This is a genomic window from Clostridioides sp. GD02367 (genome assembly GCF_045900275.1).
GTDB classification, from domain to species: domain Bacteria; phylum Bacillota; class Clostridia; order Peptostreptococcales; family Peptostreptococcaceae; genus Clostridioides; species Clostridioides difficile_A.
In genome coordinates this window covers 178,468-201,923 of the sequence record NZ_JBJODK010000006.1, presented here as the reverse complement: position 1 = coordinate 201,923, position 23,456 = coordinate 178,468, and the positions used below count along the sequence as shown (strand labels likewise).

Here is a 23,456-nt window from a genome sequence, read left to right as displayed (position 1 = left end):
CATCTACATAATTCTATTTTATATTTTAAATTAAAATATCTAACCCTTTATTCCTGACAGAGATACACCTTCTACAAATTTACTCTGTAAAATCAAATAGAAAATAAATGGAGGTAAAAATGTTATTGTTGCACCTGCCATCATTTGTCCATAGTTTGTTATCTGGAATGTCTTAAGAGTTGATAATCCAACTGTTAATGTTCTCATTGTATCTTTAGTTGTGGCTATAAGAGGCCACATAAATTCATTCCATGCTCCCATAAAAGTAAATATTGCTAATGTAATTAATGCTGGTTTAATTAGAGGAAGCACTATTTGTATTAAAATTCTAAGGTCCGAACAACCATCTATTTTTGCTGACTCTAATAGCTCTTTTGGTACTCCTAAAATAGCTTGTCTCATTATAAATACACCAAATGCAGTTGGTATTGGCATAATAAGTGCAAGGTAACTGTTTATCCAGCCTAAATGTTTCATTATTATATAAAGTGGTATCATTGTAACTTGAGATGGTATAATTAAAGTCATTATCATAAATAAAAATAACTTATCACTACCTTTAAAATCCATCTTTGCAAAAGAATATCCTGCTAGTGTACTAAATACTAAGTTTAATATTACACCTGAAAAAGATACTATCGCTGTATTTAAAAAGTATTGTGTAAATCCTTTCTTAGTAAATATATCTATATAATTTTGTAGTGTCACTGTTGAAAAAGATATATCTAAATTATATGAATTATATGTTACCTTTAAAGATATTATCAACATATATATAAAAGGTACCAAGCTTACACATGCTATAAATAATAACAAACCGTCACTCAATAATCTTCTTGTCGCTTTCATTTTGTACCTACCTTTCTAAATATCTGAACTATCTCGTCTTACAAATTTATTCTGCAAAATTGAGACTACAGCTATCAACAAGAATAATACATTTGCTACAGTCATTGCATATCCAGAATTAAAATTTTTAAAGTTCAAGTTAAAAGCATGCATAACTATACTCATAGTAGATATCCCTGGTCCTCCACCAGTCACAGTATAGATTAAGTCAAATACCTGTAGTGACCATATAGTTCCTAAAAACACAACCATTATTGTTGTTGGCTTCAATAAAGGAACTGTTATTTTCATAAATTCTTGAAGTTTTGTAGCTCCATCAACCTTTGCCACTTCATAACAATGTTTTGGTAAATTCATTATTCCCGAAATGTAAATCACCATAAAATACCCTATATTTTTCCACATAGATATAAACATAAGTGTAGGTAGTGCGGTCTTACTGTCTCCTAAAAGTTTGGAAGACTCTATGCCAAAAACACCTAATACTTGATATACAATTGAACCTTCACCATTTAATAAAGCTCTCCATACCATACCTATCAAAACCATAGATGATAATACTGGTATAAATATTGCACCTTTAGCAAATGAAGCTATTTTACTATTTCCCTTCCCAGTAATCCAAACCGCCAAAACCAATGATAAAATAGTCTGACATGGTACTACAACAATAGTAAATTTAATTGTATTTATAATAGATACTTTTAGTGTTTCATCTGTAAACAACTTTTTATAGTTTTCTAAACCTATAAATGTAGCTGGACTAATAATGTTATACTTTGTAAAGCTAAAATATATTGACATTATTATTGGTATCACATAAAATGCCACTAAAATTATACCTAATGGCAATATATAGATATATGGTTTAATATTCAATCTTATTCTTTTCTTTTTTGAATTTCCTTCAAAATCTCTAACTAAGTTTTCCATTTTATCCTCTCCAATATAAATATTAGCATTGTACTATGATACAATGCTAATTTTAATCTGCAAGATACTATAAAACGTCTTACAGCTGTAAACTTTTATTGTGCTAATAAATCATTTGAATATTTTGCAGCATCATCCAATGCTTGTTTTGGAGTTTTATCTCCTGAAATCATTGTTTGAAGTTCTTTCCATAAATATTCATATATTTCAACACCATGAGGACCTACAACCAATGGTCTATATATATCTTTGTCATTTTCAACCATTTCTTTAAATCTTTCATCACCTTGATATGGTTCACCTTTTGTTATTGGTGCTCTTGGTATTGCTTTATGGAATTCTGTCATCGATTCAACACTTAACATATGTTGTATTAGTTTGTATGCAAGTTCTTTGTTTTTTGCTGATGACATTAGAGATAAATGGTCTACTGCTCCAAAAGTCGCTGCTTTCTTATCTTCTAATCCAGTTACAAATCCCCAATTTAAGTCTGGGAATGATTTATCAAATACACTTGTTGCAGCAGAAGATAGCATTACTGTAAATGCTGCTTTTCCTGGACCAAATACACTTTCTATTATTTCATTACTATCTTTAGATAAAGAATCTTCAGGTACATATGCTTGTAATTCTTTTAAGAAATTTGCTGCATCTAAACCATTTTTATTATTAAACTTAACTGATTTTAAATCATCATTATATATATCCCCACCAGCTTGCCACAAGTAAGGGTACCAGTTCCAATTTAAGTTACCAAAAGTTTTAGCTCCCCATCCTTGAGCCAATCCCCATTGGTCTATCTTTCCATCACCATCAGTATCTTGTGTTGCTTTTTTACAGATTCTTTTAAAATCTTCCCATGTTTTAGGAGGTTTTTCTCCTATTTTTTCTAAGATATCTTTGTTATAGTACAGTACACCTGGATTTGCTGCTTGGAATGGCATTCCATACATTCCACCCATCATTTCAGATGTCTTTATATAAATAGATTGTTCTTTGTCTTCTTTAGTTGCGTAGTTAGTTAAATCTTCTACTGCGCCACTTTGTATAAATTGTGGATACATTTCTGCATACATATATCCCACATCCGGACCTTCATCAGCACTTATAGCTGTTGCAAATTTTTCAGAATAATTGTCCCAAGGAATTATCTGTAAATCTACTTCGCAGTTATTTTTTTCCTCAAATTTATCTAAAATAGGGTCCCAAACTTCCTTCATATTATCTTCTACTGGTGGCATCCAAAGAACTAACTTTTCTTTTTCTCCATCCTTTTTTGAATCTTTTCCATTCCCGCTTGAACACCCTGTTATAAGAGTTGTAGTCATAATTACCACCATAGCTAGTGAACATAATTTTTTCAACATACCCAATTTTATTCCCTCCATCTTATTTTATTTTTCATTATAATTCTACATATTTTATTCCATTTAAAATATTATCAAAGCGTGTATTTATTGTCTAATCAGTTTTTTCTATGCACTTTTTTTTATTATAGTTTTTTTCTATGACAACGTTTCCCAAAATGGGCTTTTTAGTTCATGAGGACTCTTTTTTGTATAAAATCAAATATATTTTCATCATTTCAACAATTAAAAAGAGGCTTATCTCTATTTTGAGATATCCTCTTTATTTTATACTACTTATTTATATTGTTATAATACTTTAGAATTTATTAAAACACATCCTTCACCTTAATATTCGTAGTGAATTACATTTTTATACTCTTCAAAAATCTTCTTATTTAATTCATCTCCACCATCTATATTTGCACTATAAAAAATTGGTGGATTCTTTAATCCTCTATTAACTAGTTCTTGAGTAATTTGAGCTATAATAGAATTCATAACAGTAGTTGCAATTACAGTAGAAGTTGGGCTAACTTTTTGATTTAGACCATCTATTTCTACACAAGCATCTCCCTTTTGACCATGATTATCTATTACCAAATCACATACTTCATAAAGATTTTTCCCTAAAGAATGTCTTGATGATACACTCTTTGAGTAACTTAAATTGGTTATGCATATTACTATTGCATTTCTTTTTTTAGCCTCTATAGCAAATTCTATACTTACTGGATTTCTACCAGATACTGAGTGAATTATAACTACATCTCCTTCTTTAATTGGAGTCTTATCAGCTAAGGTTGAACCATATCCTTCTAACCTTTCCATCTTGCTAGTGTGGGTTATAGGTGCTGTATCTAACATCAAAGATTTCGCAAATACTGGATTTATAAGAACACAACCACCTGCTCTGTAGAATAATTCTTCTGTTAGTATTCCTGCATGTGAAGCTCCAAAAGAAAATATTGCTTTCTTGTTTTCTATTGCTTGAACAAGGATTTCCACTGCTCTTTCCATATTGGCTTTTTCTTCATTTTCTATTATATCGATTAATCTCTTTATCTCACTTATGTATTTAAATTCCATGTCTATAATACTCCTCCAAATAATGACCCCATAAATTTACTGATTATGCCAAATAAAGAAAGGTCATTACCACCAAATATTAGTATCCAGTTTTGAATAGTACCTGAGTAAATTACAGCAGATACTCCTACTAAAGCTACCATAAATATTGCAGCTACAGCTGTACCTATTATAGCTCCACGTATGCCTCCTTGTGATTCTCCTATTACAGCTGCTGCTCCACACTCAAAGAATGAAGTTATAACAAGTGGTATAAGTAACATATTAAATACATTAAAGTAGTTACATATTAAAATCATAGCTGTAGATGTTAACATGGCAACTAAAAATCCTATTAATACAGCATTTGGCTTATAATTAAATAATATTGGACAGTCAAAAGCTGGTAGAGCATTTGGCACAACTTTTTCTGATATACCTTGGAATGCAGGCATTATTTGATTTATTAACATTCTTACACCATGAAGCATTATTATAAGACCTGCCCCAAAAGAAAGACCTTGTTTTATTGCATATGTTCCAATAAATTCATTAGCATCTTTAAACGCATCTGGTATCACTATTCCAACAACTATAAACATTAGAAATACTGCCATTCCTCCACTTATAGATATTTCTCTAAAGAATGATATACTTTGAGGTATGTTTATATCTTCTGTAGACTTTTCTTTATTTCCTACTAACTTAGCAACAAATCCTGATATAAGCGCTAGACAACCTGATGGATGTCCTAGTGTAAATGACTCGTCTCCAATAACATCAAATACATACTTTCTCAATAACCAAGGCATTATTGACCAGTAAAGTGCTGATAATACTGCTGCAAAGGCTATTAATACTCCACCACTTAATCCCGCTTCAACTCCTGATGCTACAAATATAAATGGGAACCAGTAAAGCATGTGACCTGTTAAAAAAATAGTCTTAATAGGTGTAAACCTCGCTATCATTAAGTGAAGAGCCAGACCTACAAACATGGCTAAACCTATAATCCCCCCATAACTTGCAGTAAAAGTGACATCACTTAAACCTTTTGTTACTGCACCACCACTTATACTCTGGAAAGCTCCATTAATTGGTGCTATTGAACTGACTAACATGCCTGTTCCAGTCTCCATGATTATGATTCCGAAAGCTGCAAGTAATGCCCCTTTTATGACATCTGATGCTTTCTTTTTCTGCAATATAAGACCAAATGCTGCTATTAATCCAATTAGCATAGATGGATTACGTAAAATATTATTTGAAATAAAATCAAGCATTATATTTTTTTAGTGATAGGTCAACTATTTAAGTTTTGTACCACTAAATTCCTCCTCTCCCTCTTACTATTTTCAGTTTTAGTAATCTTTTATTCTATTTTACTTATCTTAAATTTATTTTTAAAAATTTATACTATTTCTTATCATTTAAAAAAGTTTGAACAACTTCTTTAACTTCTGATAAATCCATATACTTCTTAACTGGATATACTGGCACATTGCAAGTTCCTTTTAATTCATTTAATAATTCTTGACTTGTAAATATACAGTCACAATCTGTTCCTCTAGCTGAGTTTATATCTGTATTTTCTACTTCACCTTCTATATCTAACTGCTTTAAAACTTTTTGTATTGTCATTTTTAACACCATTGATGAACCTACACCAAATCCGCATACTGCTAATATCTTCATTTTTTAGTCCTCCTAATTTTGTTTATTTATAAGCTCTAGTATTGAACTTTTATTGCTATTAATTATTAACTTTATATTTTCTTCTTCATACATCATCTCTGATAGTGATGCTAATGCTCTAATGTGAGTAGTATTATCTATAGCAGCCAGTACCATGAATATGTTTACTGGCTTTCCTAATAAGTCAATTTCTTCTTCTACTATAAGTAAAGACATCGCTAGCTTGTTTACTCCCTCTTTAGAACTTGCATGTGGTAGAGCAAATCTGTCAGCTAAAACAATATAAGGTCCATATTTTTCAACTGATTTTATCATATTCTCTACATATAACTCTTCTATAGAATTATCTTCTAATAAGGGTTCTGAGGCTATTTTTATTGCCTCTTTCCAATCTTTAACACTACTTACTATGTTAACTCTTTCTTCATTAATTAATTCCTTTAACATTGGTTGATACATCTCTCCTTCATCTATCTTGTGTATTATGTTTAATAAATCAGACTTTAGTGCTTCTTCATTATTAATAACTCCATTTTTTCTTATAACTTGCATTATTAGTTCAAGATTGAAATATTTATCATTTTCCTTTACACTTATGAGTTTATTCATAAGTAATTGAATATCTGATGCTGTTAAAAGAGGATTTACAACTATTACATTACTTACATCTTGTATATCGATAGTCGTAATTATGTAATCGTAGTATACTTTTACTTCTTTCAGTTGCTTAATAGACACTATCCCCACTATTTCTATAGTTGGTATATATTTGTATAGCTGTATTTCCAAGCTTTTCGATACCATAAGACCATTAGGACAAACTAATAAAACTTTATTTCTTCTTAGACCATTATCTCTAGACCCTCTTAGATATCCACCAAAATATGCTGCTATAAACCCTATTTCCTCTTCCCTTATACCCTCAAATATAGGAAACTCTTCTTCATTCTCTATAATTGATTTTATAATTTTATAAAGTGACTCATGTTTATACTTTGTTTCATCTAGCATGGGGTTGCTAATAGGGAACTTAAATCTTATTCTGTTGTAAGAAGAATGTAGATGTCTTAAAATGTTTTTCTTAAATTCATGCTTACTTTCTAATTTTATTGCTGTATTCACTTCAAACTTGTCTATAAGTTTATCTACATATTCTTCAACAACATCTCCCTTAATTTCACTATTTAAACTAGGTAGTGAACTTACATAAGTACATACATAAGCCTGTTCATTTTCATTTGCTTCTTCACATAGAAGGTCTTTACAATTATTAAAGTAACTAATTTTTTTAGCTTCATTTAGGTATTTATATGAGTATAATGTTTTCCCATCTCTTATCCTTTTATTTACAAATTCTGTAAACTTAGTTAGATTTAATAAAGAATAATCTGTAAGATTTATACATCCTTTTGTATCAAATTTAGTGACTTCCTCACTTATACAATTAATTTCTAGTACATTTTCTTGTGTAAGTAATAAAAATAGTTCTCTAATAGCATATTCATCACCTATAATTTTGTATTTTCCATTATATTCTAGTTTCAATCCCATTGTCTGAAGGTATTTTTTTACATCAGTTATTGTCTGCACTACTGTATTTTTTGAAAGTAACATTTCATTTGTTAGTTTTTCTATAGATATCTTTTCACCAAGTAATATTTTGTTTAATATAAAAGTTCTTCTATAGTCACTATCCAAAAACTTATCTTCTTCAGTTGAAATTATTTTTCTTGCATTAACTAAGTTACCTTCAAATGTAAATTTGTGTTTTACATTTTTTATATTACCATTTTTTCCTAGTTGTTCATTTATAGCTAAGATATCATAATAAATAGTTCTCTTTGATACATTAAACTTTTCTTGTAATTCTTGTGATGTTACATTATTATTTTTAATAATAAAACCTAATATTTTTTTAGCCCTTTCTTTCATACTACCTCCTTAATTTTATTATCTATATTTTCTATATATAATTCCATACCAAATAATTGCACATGATTTTATAATTTTGCACATTTTAACTCTAATCTAAAAGAATTTCTATAATAAAAAAGAGCTATCACAAATCATTTAAAATTATTTGTATGATAGCCCCACTTTATTCATTTAAAATTTACTTTTTAGGTCTAAGTTCATTCTTATCTCTTTTTACTTCTTCTAATATTTCCTTCAGATTATACTCAACACTAGAAAGCACATCTTCTGCATATTCAATTGACCCAATTCTTATCTCATTTGCTATTCTTTCAGCTCTCTCAACTATCTCCTTAGCTCTTTGGTCTGCTTGAACAACAGGTTCACTTGATTCTACATATGCTTTTACCACATCTTCAGAATTTTTCTTTAACTCTTCTATATTCTCATGATACTCTTGTTGTATTCTTTCAGCTTCTTTTTTTGCTTGTTCAACTATATTTGCAGCATCTTGCTTAGCTTGGCTTATTATTTTATTTCTTTCTCTATTAATCCATACTGCTTGTGTCACTTCCTCTGGTATCAAAGTTCTTATGTCGTTAATTATGGCTAAAACTTCGTCTTTATCTACCGTACATTTATGTGAGAAAGGAATCGTAGAGGCACTTCTGAATATCTCCTCTAATTGATCAAATAGTTCAATCATTTCTAAATCTATCTTCATATATCAATTACCCCCAGTAGTTTTTTTCTTTAATTCTTCCAAAACAATCTTTGGAACCAAATTTTTTATATCAGCATCAAAGAGCAAAACCTCTTTTATCAAAGATGAGCTTATAAATGAGTATTTTGTACAGCTTGGTAAAATTATAGTCTCTATATTTGGATTAAGTTCTCTATTCATATGAGCCATTTGAAGTTCATAATCAACATCAGCACCACTTCTCACACCTCTAACTAGTGCTCCAATCCCATTTTCCTGACAGTAATTTATTAATAAACCATCAAAAGTTACAACTTTTATATTATTTAAATGGCTTGTACTTTTTTCTATAAGCTTTACTCTCTCATCAAAGCTAAATAGACCTTTTTTATTAGGATTATTTAATACTCCTATTTGTAATTCGTCAAATAACTTAGAAGCCCTGCAAATAATATCTAAATGTCCATTAGTAATTGGGTCAAAGCTTCCTGCAAATATAGCTTTTCTAGGTTTATTTTCCATATTATGCCTCCATCTTATAAAAAGTTAATGTAGTATTTCCATATTTCTTATCTCTAGTTTTTTCTAATTTACATATTTTGTCTGGAAACAAATCATTAGTATCATGTTCTACAACTATTATTCCATCTTCATTCAACAGATTAGAATTATCAATTTTTTCAATAGCTTCTATAAACATATTTTTATAATATGGAGGGTCCATAAAAATTATGTCAAATTTACTATTTTGTGATTTAAGCTTGTCTACAGCAGTTTTAAAATCTAGGTTTAAAATAATGCTTTCATTTTCAACTCTTGCCTTTTTTATATTAGACTTAACAATATCTATGCTTTCCTTACTGATATCTACAAAAGTACATGCCTTGGCTCCTCTAGATAAACACTCTATTCCTAAAGAACCCGTCCCAGCAAATAAATCCAGAACTTCACTTTCCATTATATATGAATTTATTATATTAAATAGAGATTCTTTTACTCTATCTGTAGTTGGCCTTACATCTTCATTTTTTGGAGTATTTAGTTTTAATCCTCTCGCTTTTCCTGAAATTACTCTCAATATGACAATCTCCCTTCAGCACATTATTACATTAATAATATTTTAACATAATCTAAAATTAATTTAATGAAATTTCTTTCAATGTATCTTTAAATTTATCTATAATTTCTTTTTTAAGCGGCATATTTTCTTTCAATTGTAGATTATTATCTTCACCTAATATATATCTAGCTTCTTGTTGAGCTAACTTTAATATTTTTATATGTTTAAACAAGTTTGCTACTTTGAGTTCTGGAAGTCCATGTTGCCTTGTTCCAAAAAACTCGCCAGGCCCTCTTATTTCTAAATCCTTCTCTGAAATCTTAAAACCATCATTTGTCTCTTCCATTATAGCCATTCGCTGTCTGCATACTTCTGTTTTAGAATCATAAATTAGTACACAATACGATTTATGACTTCCTCTCCCAACTCGTCCTCTAAGCTGATGTAATTGTGCAAGTCCAAATCTCTCTGCATTTTCTATTATCATTAGTGTTGCATTTGGGACATTGACACCAACTTCTATAACTGTTGTTGATACTAAAATATCTATTTCTTTATTTTTAAAACGACCCATTACTTCGTCTTTTTCACTTGACTTCATTTTACCATGAAGCAATCCAAGCCTTAAATCTTGGAAATATTCAGCTCTTAATTCCTCTACAAGTTCAACAGCTGATTTAGCTTCTATGGCTTCACTTTCTTCTACCAAAGGACATACAATATATACCTGTCTGCCTGCTTCAACCTCTCTTCTTACAAGGTTATTATAGGCTCTATCTCTTTTATTATTTTCGATAGCAAGTGTTTCTATTGGTTGTCTCCCTGGTGGAAGTTCATCTATAATAGAAATATCTAAATCTCCATAAAGTATAAGTGCTAAAGTTCGAGGTATTGGTGTAGCTGTCATTACTAATATATCTGGATTTGCACCTTTCATTGAAAGCTTACTTCTTTGCATAACACCAAATCTATGTTGCTCATCTGTTATAACTAAACCAATATTGTTAAATTCAACCTTGTCTTCTATTAGTGCATGTGTTCCTATCAATATATCAATTTCATTATTTTTGATTTGTTCTAATACTGTATCCTTTTGTTTTTTTGTAAGGCTACCTATTAATAAGCCTACATTTATTCCAAAATCTTTCAGAGATTCAGTAAGAGAAATATAGTGTTGTCCTGCTAATATCTCTGTAGGTGCCATCAAAGCGCCTTGATATCCATTTAAAACGCAATTTGCAAGTGCCAAAAGGGCTACTACTGTCTTACCACTCCCTACGTCACCTTGAACTAACCTATTCATTATTTTATCCGAATCCATATCTTGTATAATTTCATCCAATGCTCGATTTTGAGCTTTAGTCAATTTAAATGGTAAAGAACTTATTATGTTTTTTAAATCTTTACTTATTTCAAATTTTATTCCATCTTCTTTATTTCTTCCACTTTTAAATACAAATAATCCAAGTTGTAGTATAAGTAATTCTTCAAATACAATTCTATATAAAGCTATTTTTAATGATTCTTTATTGCTTGGAGAATGTATATTTCTAACTGCAAAATCTATATTACATAGTCTATACTTCTCTATAATTCTCTTTGGCATATATTCTTGTATAATTAGTTCTTTATCTTCAAGTACTGTTCTAATTATACTCATAATTTCTTTATTTGTAACACCATATGTAAGCTGGTACACAGGCATAAATCTACACGTATTCTTAGGTGAATTAGTAAGATACTCTAACTCACATGATGTAAGCTCTAAATTATTAAATTTTTTCTTAACCTTACCAAAAACTAATATTGAATCACCTGGACGAAATGTATTTTTTATATAACTCTTGTTAAAAAACACCAATTTAGCTGAACCAGTCTCATCTTTCACATCAATTTTTGTCAATGTCATACCTTCTTTTGGACTAAACGTATTTATACTTGATATGACTGCTTTTATTGTAACTTTCTCATCATCCTCTAATTGTGCTATTTTCTTTAGATTATTTCTATCTTCAAACTGTCTTGGAAAATAATACAATAAGTCTTTTAAAGTAAATATTCCCAATTTATTCAGCTTATCAGCTTTTTTAGGTCCTATCCCCTTAACATATTGAACATCTTTATATAAATCCAACAAATATATCACCTACTACACAAAAATCCTGTACAACCAACTTTATAAAAGCTACTTGGTCATACAGGTTCTTATAATCATTATTCAACTGAAATTAAGTAATAATAAAGAGGTTGTCCTCCATAATATAATTCTACATCTACATCTTCAAACTTTTCTTCTAAAGAAGTACGTAGTTCATTTGCTTGAGATTCTGTAACATCTTCACCAAAGAATAATGTTATTATAGCAGTATCTTCATCAACCAACTTTTCAATAAGGTTTGATGTTACTTCATCCACATAATCTCCTGCTGATAATAAATTTCCTTCTGCAATTCCAATTATATTACCTTCTTTAACATCAATTTCATTCATTACTGTATCCCTAACAGCAAAAGTTACTTGACCTGATTTAACTGAGTTTAAAGCATCCATCATAGCTTCTTTATTCTCATCTTCACTTAACTCTCCATTAAATGTTACTAATGCAGCAAATCCTTGAGGTGTGTTTTTTGTAGGTATAACTATTATATTTTTCTCACTCAATTCTTTAGCTTGATTAGCAGCCATTATTATATTGCTGTTATTTGGGAAAATAAATATATTTTTAGCATTTATATTATTTATGGCATTCATAAAGTCTTCTGTGCTTGGATTCATGGTTTGACCACCTTCTATTATATGGTCAACTCCAAAGTCTTTAAATATATTTGCCAATCCTTCACCCATAGAAGTAGCTATAAACCCAAACTCTTTTTCTTCTTCTAAAGGTTCCTCTTCTTTTTCTTTCTTCTCTTCTACATCTAATAATGTATTTTCATGTTGTAACTTCATGTTTTCTATTTTTATAGTTAATAATTGACCATACTTTAGAGCTTCTTGAAGCACATTTCCTGGGTCATTAGTGTGTACATGTACCTTTATGACTCCATCGTCTCCAACTACTGCTAAGCTATCACCATAAGCCATCATTATATCTCTTATTTTAGTGTCTTCTACCTTAGAACTTTCTAGTATAAATTCTGTACAATAACAATATTTTATATCATCTGTACTAGTAGTACTCTTTGCAAAATCCATACTTGCTGAAGTATTAACATCCAAGTTAGCATTTTTTATTTCTATATCATTTCCCTTTATAGAAGCTAACATTCCTTCGTATATAAGTACAAGACCTTTTCCACCAGAGTCAACTACACCAGCATCTTTTAGATTTTTTAGAAGGTCTGGAGTTCTTTCTAATGAAGCATTAGATTCCTTTACAAGCATACTTAAAAACTTTACTATATCTTTTTCTTTTTTGGCAGCTTTTATTGCAAATTCGCCACTTTCTCTAACTACAGTAAGTATAGTTCCTTCAATTGGTTTTATGACAGCTTTATATGCTGTATCTGAACCATTTTTAAAAGCTTTTGCTAAATCATCTGTTGATAATTTACTTTTTCCTTCTATAGACTTAGCTATACCTCTTATTATTTGCGAAAGTATAACTCCTGAGTTTCCTCTAGCTCCCATTAAAGAACCTTTAGATAATGCCTTTCCTATGTCCGATATGTTATCAGTTTCCACTTTTGCTAATTCTTTTAAGGCATAAGATATAGTTAATGACATATTAGTCCCTGTATCTCCATCTGGTACAGGAAATACATTTAACTTGTCAACCAAATCTTTATTGTTTTGGAGATTGTTTGCACCTGAAATAAACATCTCTCTTAACCTTTTACCATCTATATACTGAATCATTTGTTTCCTCCTATGAAATTACTTAACTCTTATTCCTTGTACATTAATATCAATTCTAGTGACTCTTACGCCAGTCATTTTTTCAACTACATATTTTACTCTATCTATTATATTATTGGCAACAGTAGATATATTTGTACCATATTGTATTATAACATAAAGTTCTATTGCTATGGCATCTTCTTCAACTTCTTCAACTCTAACACCTTTAGTAGCGTTTTCGCCTTTTAATAACTCTACTATTCCTTTAGATTTATACGCTAAACCTACTAAACCATAACTTTCCATTGCAGCTCTATATATGACTTGAGCTATTACTTGATTATCTATTTCTATACTTCCATATTGATTCGTTACCTTTGCACTCATGGTTGACCCCCTTAAGCTTATTTTTATTAAAAATACTTCTTAATTTATTTTTTACTATTTTTACTTATTTATTATATAAAATTATAATCATATCATACTATAAATATGGTATAATTTAAACCTAGAAAAGTTTTTGGATAAAATTTCTTCTATAGTATATATATTCAAAGAAAAATAATAATTATTTTCCAAATATATTTACTTTATATAAAATTATATATATAATTTTATATGATAATAAGAAATTCTTCAATATGTGTAAGGCAAATATATATTTCTATTGCAAATTTTTGTTATTTATGATAATATAAATATGTTTTTAGTCTTTAAATAGTTATCATTTTAAGGAGGTGTGCGTAGATGGCAAAAGTATGTAGCGTATGTGGTAAAGGTAAGGTTTCTGGAAACCAAGTATCACACTCAAATAAACATAATAAAAGAACATGGTCAGCTAACTTAAGAAGCGTAAGAGCGATTATAGATGGAGCTCCTAAGAGAGTAAAAGTTTGTACTAGATGTTTACGTTCTGGTAAGATTGAAAGAGCTTAGTAACCACGTTTAAAAGCCTACTTCCGTAAGTAGGCTTTTTAATTTAATCATTTTTACTCTTTCTCATGAATTTTAAGACTATATTTGAAATCCATTTTGGTAACTTTATTGTTACTACTTTCATCAATACTCACCCCACACTTTATAGTTAAAATTATTTTAACAAAAAAATAATAATGCTCCACATCCAATAAGTATTAATGCGGTAAGTGCTGACCAAATCCAGCCAGGAAGCAACATAGACAAAATTACAGCCATTCCTGTTGCCAGACATAGTATTCCTAGCAATACCTTAGACTTGTTATTTCTCATGGAACACCTCCACATAGAACTTGTATCTATAAATATTTTCATATTCAAGTTTATGCGATAGTTTTCCATTTTAGACCAACAAACATAATATGTAATTTTAATTTTTTATACTAGAATTATTACTCTCCTCTGATATAGATTCTATCATATCTAAAATACCTCTTTTTCTGCTTAATCTTTCAGGTCCACTATATAAAACCACTGGTATAACTTTGGGAAGTTTAAAATTCTTGTCTTCAATTTCTTCAAGACTCTTTTTCATAATAAAGCTTTTCCAAATTTGCTCTCTATATGATTTTAATCTTGGTACAATATCAGTATCCATTTCTGTTTGAAACTCCAGTACTATATAATGTGATACCTTATGATTTTTAGAAAAAACCTTATATATTATATCAACTTCCTTTCCTTTATATTCACATATAAAAGATGTTTCTAACTCTATATTTTTAAGAGTTAATTCTTTTGCTATTGAGACACTTGTAAAATTTTGAATCAAACTTAAAAAACTTTCTTTATCTGAATACATTCTTATATACTCTTCTCGTTTTTCGTTGCTTCTTTTTAAATTCATACAGTTCCTCCTAGATTACAGACTCTCTATATTTCAATAAAGAAAATCTATAAATATTATTTTTTTAATTTTCACTAGTGAGTATTGACACTTGTGTGTAAAATATCCAGTAAAGATATTTTTTTATATTTTTATTAAAAGATATGAATTTTTATATTTTAATATATTGACATTGACGTTGCGTAAAAGTGTATATTTAATTTATAGGAGGTATTACTCATGGAATATACAGTTCAAAAATTAAGCAAAATAGCTGGTATAAGCACTAGAACACTTAGATACTATGATGAAATTGAACTTCTTAAACCACTTAAAATAAATTCGTCAGGTTATCGTATATATGGTCAAAATGAAGTTAATAAACTACAACAAATACTTTTTTATAGAGAATTAGGCATTAGCTTAGAAAATATAAAGAATATTATAAATTCACCAACTTTTGACAGTCTAAATGCATTAAAAGAACATCACAACAAGTTACTAGCTAAAAGAAAACAAATTGACTTGTTAATAGAAAATGTAAATAAAACTATAGCTTTAAGGGAGGGAAAATACAATATGACAGATATAGAAAAATTTGAAGGTTTTAAAGAAAAAATGATTGATGAAAATGAAAAAAATTATGGAACTGAAATTAGAGAGAAATATGGTAAGGATGCAGTAGATGCATCAAATAAAAAATTTAAAAATATGTCTAAGCAAGATTATGAAGATTGGCAAAACTTAAATATTGAAATAATTGCTAAACTCAAGAAAGCTTTTAAAACTGGTGATGCTTCTAATGAACTTTCTCAGGAAGTTGCAAGATTACATCATAAGTGGTTGAGTTACACTTGGAATACATATTCTAAGGAAGCTCATGCCTCTTTAGCGCAGATGTATGTATATGATGAACGCTTTACATCATACTATGATAAAGAACAGCCTGGGCTAGCAAAGTTTTTGAGAGATGCTATAGTAATATATACAAGAGATAATTAGTAAGTTACTCAATTCTACAGACCAAAAATGGTGAATCCTATATATTAGGATTCACCGTTTTTATTTTAACAAATTGTAATTATATTTTAATATTGTACTTATAAAAATTTACTTTAGTTTTTATTAAAAGTAATTGTAACTTTAAATAAATCACCATCCACACTTATATTCATCTTTCCACCCTGCAACTCTACAAAACTTTTTGCTATTGCTAGACCAAGTCCAGAGCCTTCTGTATTACGTGACTTATCCCCTCTTACAAATCTCTCCATTATATCATCTACACTAAAATCAATCTCAGTTGCAGACATATTCTTAAGCATAACAGTTACTTTATTATCTGTTTCTAAAATATCAATATACACTCTTGAGCTTGGCATTGCATACTTACTTATATTCATTATAAGATTTTCAAATACTCTAAATGTACGCTGACTATCCAGTGGTAATATTATCTTTTCACTAGAAAAATTATTTTTTAATATTAGAGATGAATCTGTAATTTTATCATCTAATTCTAAAAGTGTCTGTTTCATTAGAGATACAATATCCACATTTACTATATTCAAATGTACATCTCCACTATTTACCTTACTTACTTCAAACAAATCTTCTATTAAATGTTGTAATCTTTGTGATTTTCTATCCAATGTATCAATGTACAATCTACGATTTTCTTCTGTTATATTTTCATCTTTTAATAAATCTATATAAGTGATTATAGATGTTAAAGGTGTTTTTAAGTCATGTGATACATTTGATATAAGCTCTGTTTTCATCTTTTGACTCTTAACTTCTTCATCAACAGCTTTTTTAAACCCAGTTTGAATATTTCCTAGTTCATCTTTTATAGGATTAAAAAATCCTAAATCTTTTTCCATATTTACTTCTAAGTTTCCATCTGAAATTTTCTTCGTAACATCTAAAAGTTGATTATATTCACATACTGTCTTTTTAGAATAATCAGATAGTACTTTAAATAAAACTATTGAGTAAATTATTGCTAGTATTATCCCAAAGAACCACATACTACACATTATAACTATAATTAATAAGTTTACTCCAAGAATTATAACTATAGTTTTATTTGGTTTTTCTTTCAAATCTATTGTTCTAATTTGATTAATAGCTTTTTTTCCTACTTTTTTAAACCATACAAGGAACATTCCTGTTATAGTACTCTTTACAAAATACTCTCTTATTCCAACATTTAAAATATGTTTTAAAAGTGTTATAAATACAAATATTATTGAGAATATTACAAACCAATAAGTTAGATTCATCAAGCTTACCAATATACTTGCCATTTTAGCACTTATATCATTATTTATTAGATACTCTACATAATTTCCATTCAAGGTACCACTTATTATTCCAGTTGGATATAAGTCTACAATCCCCTGTACAATAACAATAGCAATAAAAAGTATCTCTAATGGTATTTTTGATAATGTATCAAATCCCATTAATTCCTTAGATTTTCTATATGGGAATGCCAAAGCTACAATCACGACTATAGCTAATATAATTTTTAAAATCATTCCAGAAATTTTATAATAAGAATTATTTTCTACATTGTTTATATATGCACTTATATTATCACTGTTATAAATACTTCCATAACCATACTCTGTACTATCATCTTTGCTTATTACTTTAGGCACAGCATATACTACTGTTACATTTTTTATTGGTGTTAGTTTATATGAAATTGAATTTCCACCTAAATTGGTATTCATTAAATCTTCTCTTGCTTTAGATAGCAACATTTGGTTAATAACTTTTTGATTTACTCCATAAGAATCTACAACATTTACTTTTCCATCTTTATCAAAATTCATTGCAACATAAAATCTATAATTATCCTTTATATCCTTAAGCTTACTTTGTCTCTCTTCATTGCTCATTGTTGTATTTTTTGCCTGACTTTCATCAGAATTTTCTCCTGAACTATCATTCTTTGTTGTATCAAGAGCCCTTAATTCTTTATCTTCATTGAAAAGTTCGAAATTTTTTTCTTTATCAATCAAATAATATTTTAAATTTTTTCCTGAATTATTAATAAAAGACTCCCAACTTTCAAAGTTTTCATTAAAATCTGCATTAATACTCTCATCTGTATAATAGCTTTCTGAACCATCATATAAGTTTTTTTCTTTACTTACATTTTTTATATAGTTTATAGTCTCTTCATTTATAAAAAGCTTTGATGGTTGTATCATTTTACCTTCTTGATCTTCTTTCATATTATGATATAAAACATAACTACCTTTATATATATCATCTACAAAACCTTCTTGTTCAAATGGATTCTTAGCTCCACCTTTAGCACCTGCTTGTATAGTAGAATATTGACTAATCATACCTAATGATGCTGATAACATGAGTATAAAAACTATAACAGTAACTATATATTTATCTTTAAATTTTTTCAATTTTGTATCCAACACCCCACACCACCTTCAAATATTTTGGATTTTTTGGGTCTATCTCTATTTTTTCCCTTATATTCCTAACATGTACCATGACTGTATCTGTATTTACAGCATTCTCATTCCAAACTCTTTCATATATTTCATCAGCAGAAAAAACTCTTCCTGCATTTCTCATAAGTAAACTTAGTATTTTAAATTCTATAGGAGTTGTTTTTATATATTTTCCATCAATACTAACTTCTTTCGTGTTTTCATTTAATTCTAATCCACCTATTACAAATACACTGTCACTAGTTTCTACACTTTGCTCTTTATCTCCAATCATTTTTAGATACTTAGTATATCTTCTAAGTTGTGAATTAACTCTAGCCAATAACTCTAATGGTTTAAAAGGCTTTGTCACATAATCATCTGCTCCTATGTTAAGTCCCATTATTTTATCAACTTCCTCTGATTTTGCAGATAACATTATTACTGGGAAATTATGATTTTCTCTAAGTTTCATTGTAAGTGTTATTCCATCCATTTTAGGCATCATTATATCAATTATAGCTAAATGTATTTCTTGGTCTTCTATAACTTTAAGCCCTTCCACTCCATTGTACCCCTTAAAAACATTATATCCTTGATTTAATAGATATATTTCTATAGCATCTGCTATTTCCTTCTCATCTTCTACCACCAAAATATTATATGAATTCATTTTAATCTCCTTTTATTAATTAGTTTGAAAGTTTTCTTTACATCTATGATTATACAATATGATAGAAGTTTTTCCATTTTTTTATAGATTCATATCTTTTGATTTCAGTTATTTGAACTTAATTCCCATTTTAAAAACCTCCCTCTAGCACAATTTAGTATTGTTTTATTTTGTTTATATACTTAATATTAAAGTTAAAAACTAAAGATATTATACATACTTTTCTAAAGATTTTCTAAAGATTTAAAGACGTTCAACATTAATATACACAAAAAAAGTAGCTCTTATTGTATTAATCAAATCAATGATTTGAAATATAATATCAATAAAATCTACTTTTTAACTTTTAACATACTTATTTTTACTTTAATTTATTTTTACTTTATAAATGTACATATTTCTTCTACTGGCTTTTTAGATGGGCTCTTTAGGTTGTCTTCTGGTACTCCAAGAGCTAACATTGCGCCTAAAAAATACTCTCCCTTTTCAAATCCAGTTTCTGCTTCTAAAATAGCTTCTATCTCATCTGCTGCATAGTTTTGACTTGTCAACCAACAAGAGCCATACCCTAATTCAATTGCTGATAATGTAAAGTTTTCAATTGCAGCACCTAAACTTTGCATACCTGGATTTCTTATAAATAACTTATCTATAGTCTCTTTAGGTGCATCTATAAGCTCTAATTCATAATATCCTGATGGATTATATACTTTTGTAAAAACTAATATTAAAACTGGAGCTTTTAAGTAGAATAATGTAAAGTTTGGTACAAACTTTCTAAATCTATTAGCTTTTTCTACTGATACTTTATCCATTTCTACAAGTATTTCTTGTTGTTTTTTAGTTATTACATCTGCGATTTTTTCCATTAAATCACGTCTCTTTATAACTACAAAATGCCAGTTTTGAATATTTTTCCCTGATGGAGCTGCTCCAGCTGCTTTTATCATTTTTAAAATATCTTCATCTGAAACATCTTCATTTTTAAATTTTCTTACACTTTGTCTTTTAAAAATAGTATCTTGTAATTCCATTTTTAAATCCCCCCATAACTTTTTTATTATATTAATATAATCTTTAAACTCACCTTATTTTAATATATCATGTTCTAATAAATCTTTAAATGAGTCTATAGAATATTCATATCCATCCACATTTCCAAATCCATATTTTGCATATATAAAAGGTATATTCACGAACTTAGCACTATTTGCATCACCTTGAGTGTCTCCAATATAAATTGGATTACTTAATTTATTTCTATCTATTATAAGCTTATTATTCTCACCTTTATGCAAACCAGTATTTCCAGGACATTCAAAATCTATAAAATACTGTTCTAATTTATGTGCTTTTAAAAAAGATTCTATATATCCAGCCTGACAATTACTTACTATGAATAATTTATATTTTTGAGATAACAACTTCAGAGTATCTTCTATATCGTCAAATAACTTAGCTCCATTTTCAGATAAATAGTCACATTCTTTTAAAGAACATTCATTCAATAAATTCTTTCTTTCTTCTTCATTTAGATTTGGAAATAAACGATTAGCTATTTCATCAAAAGAAAGACCCATAACACTTCTAAACAACTCTCTTGTGACATTTAAGTCTATATCTTCATGTTTATTTAAAACATCCTGCCAGACCTTGCATACTTCTTCAGTTGAATCCCATAATGTTCCATCTAAATCAAAAATAATACTATCTACCACAAAAAAATCCCCCTTATGTCCAAAATTTATCATATATTTATAATTATATACTAAAAAACAGATACAATCATAAATATATTTTACTTGATTGTATCTGCTTTGTAATATAAAATCAATTGTCAAAATCGATTTTTATAAATTTCTAACTACAAGTGCACACCCTTGCTCTACTTTAATTCTGCAAGAATCACTTAGCATAACATTTGACATTCCAATAGGCACAGAGTATTTCATATAATAGTTATCTAGAGGATATTCTAAACCAGTAAGTGTTACCCCTTTAGCATCTCCTTTTATAGCTATTACAGAAATAGTGTCACCTGCATTGCCATATAAGGTAATTTCCTCATTCATAACTATATACATTTCTTCTTTATCTGATAGTATTCTAGAATATATACCATCTTCTTTTAGATAGTATAATAGATTTACATTGGTAATTGTATGGTCAATCCTTCCACCTAAAGCTCCAAAAAAATCAATATGATTTGCTTTAAGAGTCTTAGCTAAAAAAAGACAAAGCTCTGTATCAGTCTCATCTTTCTTAGATGGAAATTTTTCAAATTTAACACCTTTGTTTCTATAGAAATCTACCTTTTCTTCTTCCACTGAATCTAAATCGCCTAATATATAATCTGGCATGATTTCCATTTTGTAGGCATGATTTGCCCCTCCATCTGCACATATTATATAGTCATAACATTCTTTAGTTATAATATCTCTTGTAATTTCGTAATCTTCAATTTCTCCATTTAAAATAATACATATTTTCATTATTAAATTTAAACCAATTCTTCAAGAGAAGCATTCTTTCTAAATAAATTAACTGTTTCTTGAATGTCATCACTTCCAAATATTGCAGAACCTGCTACTATTACATTAGCCCCTGCTTTTACAACTTCAGCCACATTTTTAGGGCTTATACCACCATCAACTTCTATATCGATGTTTAAGCCTTGATTATCTATAATAGCTTTTAACTCCTTAATTTTATCTAGAACACAAGGTATAAATGATTGACCTCCAAATCCAGGATTAACAGACATTAATAATACCATATCCAAATCAGGTAGAACATGCTTAATAGTATCTATTGGTGTAGCTGGATTAAGTACAACACCAGCTTTTATTCCATGTGATTTTATATTTTGTATAGTTCTATGTAGATGCACACAAGCTTCCTGATGAACAGTTATTATGTCACATCCTGCTTTTACAAACTCTTCAATATATTGGTCTGGATTTTCTATCATAAGATGAGCATCAAATACCATATTTATATTTTCTTTTTTTAAGCTTTTAACTACAAGTGGACCTAATGTAATGTTTGGTACAAAGTGTCCATCCATTACATCGATATGAAGATACTCACATCCTGCACTCTCTACCTTTCTTACATCTTCCAATAATTTCGCAAAATCTGCTGATAATATTGATGGTGCTAATTTAATCATACTTCTAATACCTCCTACTGTTATTTTGTCTTATTTCATTTAGTAGCTGTATATAACTATCATATCTTTCTTTAGATATTTCTCCATTTGCAACAGCTTCTTTTATAGCACAATTAGGTTCATTTTCGTGAATACATTTTGAACCAAACTTACAATCATTAAATTTATCAAATTCTATAAAATAATCTTTAAGCTCAACTTCTTCTATGTCTTCAAGTGCAAGCGAACTAAAACCTGGTGTATCTGCAACCATTCCACCAAATTCCAACTTTAAGAGTTCTGCATGGCGAGTAGTATGCTTTCCTCTTTTTATTTTATCACTTACTACTCCAGTTTGTAGTTTAAAGTTCGCATCTATTTCATTTAATAAGCTTGATTTTCCAACTCCAGATGGGCCTGCAAATACTACAACATTTTCCTTTAATTCTTCTTTTACTTTCTCTATATTTAACTTAGTAATATTACTTACTGGAATAACCTTATATCCACTAAGTTCATATATATTTTTAACAGTTTCTAACGTATCATTATCATCTAAATCTGCTTTTGTAAGGATTATTACAGTTTCTAAATTTTCTTTTTCTGCCAAAACTATAAATCTATCTAAAAGAGACAAGTTTGGTTTAGGATTTTTTATTGCAAATACTATTAACGCCTTATCTACGTTTGCTATAGGAGGTCTTATAAGTTCTGTATCTCTACTATCTATTTCTTCTAAAATACCTTTTTTTTCTTCTTCATCAACAATACTTATTTTTACTCTATCACCAACTAAAGGTGTTATTTTCTTCTTTCTAAAGATTCCTCTAGCCTTGCATTCATAAATACCATTATCTGTATCAACATAATAAAATCCACTAATCCCCTTTATAATTTTTCCTTCTAGCATCAAATGCCTCCCTTTATAAAATTTATATAAACACATACTGTTCATT

24 protein-coding genes are annotated in these 23,456 nt (G+C 28.8%); 2 read left to right on the top strand and 22 right to left on the bottom strand.

Translation table 11 applies throughout. The features are described from left to right. Positions 1 to 39: 39 nt before the first annotated feature. The 13 genes from Q3223_RS10550 to Q3223_RS10490 form a co-directional block, all read right to left on the bottom strand. Positions 40 to 849 (bottom strand): carbohydrate ABC transporter permease, encoded by an 810-nt coding sequence (locus tag Q3223_RS10550; RefSeq protein ID WP_054271139.1) that lies wholly within the window; start codon positions 847 to 849, stop codon positions 40 to 42. A 15-nt stretch (positions 850 to 864) separates the two neighbouring features. Further along, on the bottom strand, positions 865 to 1,782 hold the full coding sequence (locus tag Q3223_RS10545) for a carbohydrate ABC transporter permease (protein ID WP_054271140.1): 918 nt from the start codon (positions 1,780 to 1,782) through the stop codon (positions 865 to 867). 95 nt (positions 1,783 to 1,877) lie between these two features. After that, complete coding sequence (locus Q3223_RS10540; RefSeq protein WP_407811942.1) at positions 1,878 to 3,170, bottom strand: ABC transporter substrate-binding protein; 1,293 nt, start codon at positions 3,168 to 3,170, stop codon at positions 1,878 to 1,880. 306 nt (positions 3,171 to 3,476) lie between these two features. Continuing rightward, on the bottom strand, positions 3,477 to 4,217 hold the full coding sequence (locus Q3223_RS10535) for an SIS domain-containing protein (RefSeq protein WP_074178472.1): 741 nt from the start codon (positions 4,215 to 4,217) through the stop codon (positions 3,477 to 3,479). Between the two features lie 2 nt (positions 4,218 to 4,219). Next, on the bottom strand, positions 4,220 to 5,479 hold the full coding sequence (locus Q3223_RS10530; protein WP_054271142.1) for a PTS ascorbate transporter subunit IIC: 1,260 nt from the start codon (positions 5,477 to 5,479) through the stop codon (positions 4,220 to 4,222). 133 nt (positions 5,480 to 5,612) lie between these two features. After that, the gene (locus Q3223_RS10525) at positions 5,613 to 5,891 is read right to left on the bottom strand and encodes a PTS sugar transporter subunit IIB (protein WP_054271143.1); all 279 of its coding nucleotides are present in this window, start codon (positions 5,889 to 5,891) and stop codon (positions 5,613 to 5,615) included. A gap of 12 nt (positions 5,892 to 5,903) precedes the next feature. Further along, positions 5,904 to 7,823, bottom strand: coding sequence for a BglG family transcription antiterminator (locus Q3223_RS10520; protein ID WP_407811941.1), 1,920 nt, complete (start codon positions 7,821 to 7,823; stop codon positions 5,904 to 5,906). A gap of 181 nt (positions 7,824 to 8,004) precedes the next feature. Continuing rightward, positions 8,005 to 8,529 (bottom strand): hypothetical protein, encoded by a 525-nt coding sequence (locus Q3223_RS10515; protein WP_054271145.1) that lies wholly within the window; start codon positions 8,527 to 8,529, stop codon positions 8,005 to 8,007. Positions 8,530 to 8,532: 3 nt separating this feature from the next. Further along, the gene (gene coaD, locus Q3223_RS10510; RefSeq protein WP_054271146.1) at positions 8,533 to 9,030 is read right to left on the bottom strand and encodes a pantetheine-phosphate adenylyltransferase; all 498 of its coding nucleotides are present in this window, start codon (positions 9,028 to 9,030) and stop codon (positions 8,533 to 8,535) included. Between the two features lies 1 nt (position 9,031). Beyond that, positions 9,032 to 9,586: a 16S rRNA (guanine(966)-N(2))-methyltransferase RsmD gene (gene rsmD / locus Q3223_RS10505; protein WP_054271147.1), complete on the bottom strand. Its 555-nt coding sequence runs from the start codon at positions 9,584 to 9,586 to the stop codon at positions 9,032 to 9,034. Between the two features lie 58 nt (positions 9,587 to 9,644). Then, positions 9,645 to 11,702 (bottom strand): ATP-dependent DNA helicase RecG, encoded by a 2,058-nt coding sequence (gene recG / locus Q3223_RS10500; protein ID WP_161803383.1) that lies wholly within the window; start codon positions 11,700 to 11,702, stop codon positions 9,645 to 9,647. Between the two features lie 80 nt (positions 11,703 to 11,782). Beyond that, complete coding sequence (locus tag Q3223_RS10495) at positions 11,783 to 13,426, bottom strand: DAK2 domain-containing protein (protein ID WP_054271148.1); 1,644 nt, start codon at positions 13,424 to 13,426, stop codon at positions 11,783 to 11,785. An 18-nt stretch (positions 13,427 to 13,444) separates the two neighbouring features. After that, complete coding sequence (locus Q3223_RS10490) at positions 13,445 to 13,795, bottom strand: Asp23/Gls24 family envelope stress response protein (RefSeq protein WP_021385398.1); 351 nt, start codon at positions 13,793 to 13,795, stop codon at positions 13,445 to 13,447. A 360-nt stretch (positions 13,796 to 14,155) separates the two neighbouring features. Between Q3223_RS10490 and rpmB the strand changes: the two genes are divergently transcribed. Continuing rightward, positions 14,156 to 14,344 carry a 50S ribosomal protein L28 gene (rpmB, locus tag Q3223_RS10485; RefSeq protein ID WP_003416297.1) on the top strand — a complete coding sequence of 63 codons (189 nt, stop codon included), beginning with the start codon at positions 14,156 to 14,158 and terminating at the stop codon, positions 14,342 to 14,344. Positions 14,345 to 14,503: 159 nt separating this feature from the next. Here the strand turns inward: rpmB and Q3223_RS10480 are convergent, their stop codons facing one another. Further along, positions 14,504 to 14,656, bottom strand: coding sequence for a hypothetical protein (locus Q3223_RS10480; protein WP_009893656.1), 153 nt, complete (start codon positions 14,654 to 14,656; stop codon positions 14,504 to 14,506). A gap of 97 nt (positions 14,657 to 14,753) precedes the next feature. After that, positions 14,754 to 15,230, bottom strand: a complete 477-nt coding sequence (locus tag Q3223_RS10475; RefSeq protein WP_219673209.1) for an Rpn family recombination-promoting nuclease/putative transposase — start codon at positions 15,228 to 15,230, stop codon at positions 14,754 to 14,756. Positions 15,231 to 15,449: 219 nt separating this feature from the next. On the opposite strand from Q3223_RS10475, the gene Q3223_RS10470 reads away from it, so the two are divergent. Continuing rightward, positions 15,450 to 16,211, top strand: a complete 762-nt coding sequence (locus tag Q3223_RS10470) for a MerR family transcriptional regulator (protein ID WP_074178476.1) — start codon at positions 15,450 to 15,452, stop codon at positions 16,209 to 16,211. 113 nt (positions 16,212 to 16,324) lie between these two features. Here the strand turns inward: Q3223_RS10470 and Q3223_RS10465 are convergent, their stop codons facing one another. The 7 genes from Q3223_RS10465 to rsgA form a co-directional block, all read right to left on the bottom strand. Further along, positions 16,325 to 18,661: a sensor histidine kinase gene (locus Q3223_RS10465; RefSeq protein WP_223152796.1), complete on the bottom strand. Its 2,337-nt coding sequence runs from the start codon at positions 18,659 to 18,661 to the stop codon at positions 16,325 to 16,327. Beyond that, on the bottom strand, positions 18,633 to 19,349 hold the full coding sequence (locus Q3223_RS10460; protein ID WP_054271152.1) for a response regulator transcription factor: 717 nt from the start codon (positions 19,347 to 19,349) through the stop codon (positions 18,633 to 18,635). Before Q3223_RS10460 ends, Q3223_RS10465 begins: the two co-directional genes overlap by 29 nt. A gap of 377 nt (positions 19,350 to 19,726) precedes the next feature. Further along, complete coding sequence (locus Q3223_RS10455) at positions 19,727 to 20,383, bottom strand: nitroreductase family protein (RefSeq protein WP_223152795.1); 657 nt, start codon at positions 20,381 to 20,383, stop codon at positions 19,727 to 19,729. Positions 20,384 to 20,437: 54 nt separating this feature from the next. After that, a complete protein-coding gene (locus tag Q3223_RS10450) occupies positions 20,438 to 21,067 on the bottom strand; it encodes an HAD family hydrolase (protein ID WP_074178477.1) in 630 nt (209 codons plus the stop codon). A gap of 132 nt (positions 21,068 to 21,199) precedes the next feature. After that, positions 21,200 to 21,841 carry a thiamine diphosphokinase gene (locus Q3223_RS10445; protein WP_054277248.1) on the bottom strand — a complete coding sequence of 214 codons (642 nt, stop codon included), beginning with the start codon at positions 21,839 to 21,841 and terminating at the stop codon, positions 21,200 to 21,202. An 8-nt stretch (positions 21,842 to 21,849) separates the two neighbouring features. Next, positions 21,850 to 22,521, bottom strand: coding sequence for a ribulose-phosphate 3-epimerase (rpe, locus tag Q3223_RS10440; RefSeq protein ID WP_054271155.1), 672 nt, complete (start codon positions 22,519 to 22,521; stop codon positions 21,850 to 21,852). A 4-nt stretch (positions 22,522 to 22,525) separates the two neighbouring features. Next, the gene (gene rsgA / locus Q3223_RS10435) at positions 22,526 to 23,410 is read right to left on the bottom strand and encodes a ribosome small subunit-dependent GTPase A (RefSeq protein ID WP_054271156.1); all 885 of its coding nucleotides are present in this window, start codon (positions 23,408 to 23,410) and stop codon (positions 22,526 to 22,528) included. Positions 23,411 to 23,456: the final 46 nt, after the last annotated feature.

What these genes read in the sequence shown, in the direction of transcription:
- Q3223_RS10550 (WP_054271139.1), bottom strand. Translation starts at nt 849, where the DNA reads ATGAAAGCGACAAGAAGATTATTGAGTGACGGTTTGTTATTATTTATA.
- Q3223_RS10545 (WP_054271140.1), bottom strand. Translation starts at nt 1,782, where the DNA reads ATGGAAAACTTAGTTAGAGATTTTGAAGGAAATTCAAAAAAGAAAAGA.
- Q3223_RS10540 (WP_407811942.1), bottom strand. Translation starts at nt 3,170, where the DNA reads ATGGAGGGAATAAAATTGGGTATGTTGAAAAAATTATGTTCACTAGCT.
- Q3223_RS10535 (WP_074178472.1), bottom strand. Translation starts at nt 4,217, where the DNA reads ATGGAATTTAAATACATAAGTGAGATAAAGAGATTAATCGATATAATA.
- Q3223_RS10530 (WP_054271142.1), bottom strand. Translation starts at nt 5,479, where the DNA reads ATGCTTGATTTTATTTCAAATAATATTTTACGTAATCCATCTATGCTA.
- Q3223_RS10525 (WP_054271143.1), bottom strand. Translation starts at nt 5,891, where the DNA reads ATGAAGATATTAGCAGTATGCGGATTTGGTGTAGGTTCATCAATGGTG.
- Q3223_RS10520 (WP_407811941.1), bottom strand. Translation starts at nt 7,823, where the DNA reads ATGAAAGAAAGGGCTAAAAAAATATTAGGTTTTATTATTAAAAATAAT.
- Q3223_RS10515 (WP_054271145.1), bottom strand. Translation starts at nt 8,529, where the DNA reads ATGAAGATAGATTTAGAAATGATTGAACTATTTGATCAATTAGAGGAG.
- coaD (WP_054271146.1), bottom strand. Translation starts at nt 9,030, where the DNA reads ATGGAAAATAAACCTAGAAAAGCTATATTTGCAGGAAGCTTTGACCCA.
- Q3223_RS10495 (WP_054271148.1), bottom strand. Translation starts at nt 13,426, where the DNA reads ATGATTCAGTATATAGATGGTAAAAGGTTAAGAGAGATGTTTATTTCA.
- Q3223_RS10490 (WP_021385398.1), bottom strand. Translation starts at nt 13,795, where the DNA reads ATGAGTGCAAAGGTAACGAATCAATATGGAAGTATAGAAATAGATAAT.
- rpmB (WP_003416297.1), top strand. Translation starts at nt 14,156, where the DNA reads ATGGCAAAAGTATGTAGCGTATGTGGTAAAGGTAAGGTTTCTGGAAAC.
- Q3223_RS10480 (WP_009893656.1), bottom strand. Translation starts at nt 14,656, where the DNA reads ATGAGAAATAACAAGTCTAAGGTATTGCTAGGAATACTATGTCTGGCA.
- Q3223_RS10475 (WP_219673209.1), bottom strand. Translation starts at nt 15,230, where the DNA reads ATGAATTTAAAAAGAAGCAACGAAAAACGAGAAGAGTATATAAGAATG.
- Q3223_RS10470 (WP_074178476.1), top strand. Translation starts at nt 15,450, where the DNA reads ATGGAATATACAGTTCAAAAATTAAGCAAAATAGCTGGTATAAGCACT.
- Q3223_RS10460 (WP_054271152.1), bottom strand. Translation starts at nt 19,349, where the DNA reads ATGAATTCATATAATATTTTGGTGGTAGAAGATGAGAAGGAAATAGCA.
- Q3223_RS10455 (WP_223152795.1), bottom strand. Translation starts at nt 20,383, where the DNA reads ATGGAATTACAAGATACTATTTTTAAAAGACAAAGTGTAAGAAAATTT.
- Q3223_RS10445 (WP_054277248.1), bottom strand. Translation starts at nt 21,841, where the DNA reads ATGAAAATATGTATTATTTTAAATGGAGAAATTGAAGATTACGAAATT.
- rpe (WP_054271155.1), bottom strand. Translation starts at nt 22,521, where the DNA reads ATGATTAAATTAGCACCATCAATATTATCAGCAGATTTTGCGAAATTA.
- rsgA (WP_054271156.1), bottom strand. Translation starts at nt 23,410, where the DNA reads ATGCTAGAAGGAAAAATTATAAAGGGGATTAGTGGATTTTATTATGTT.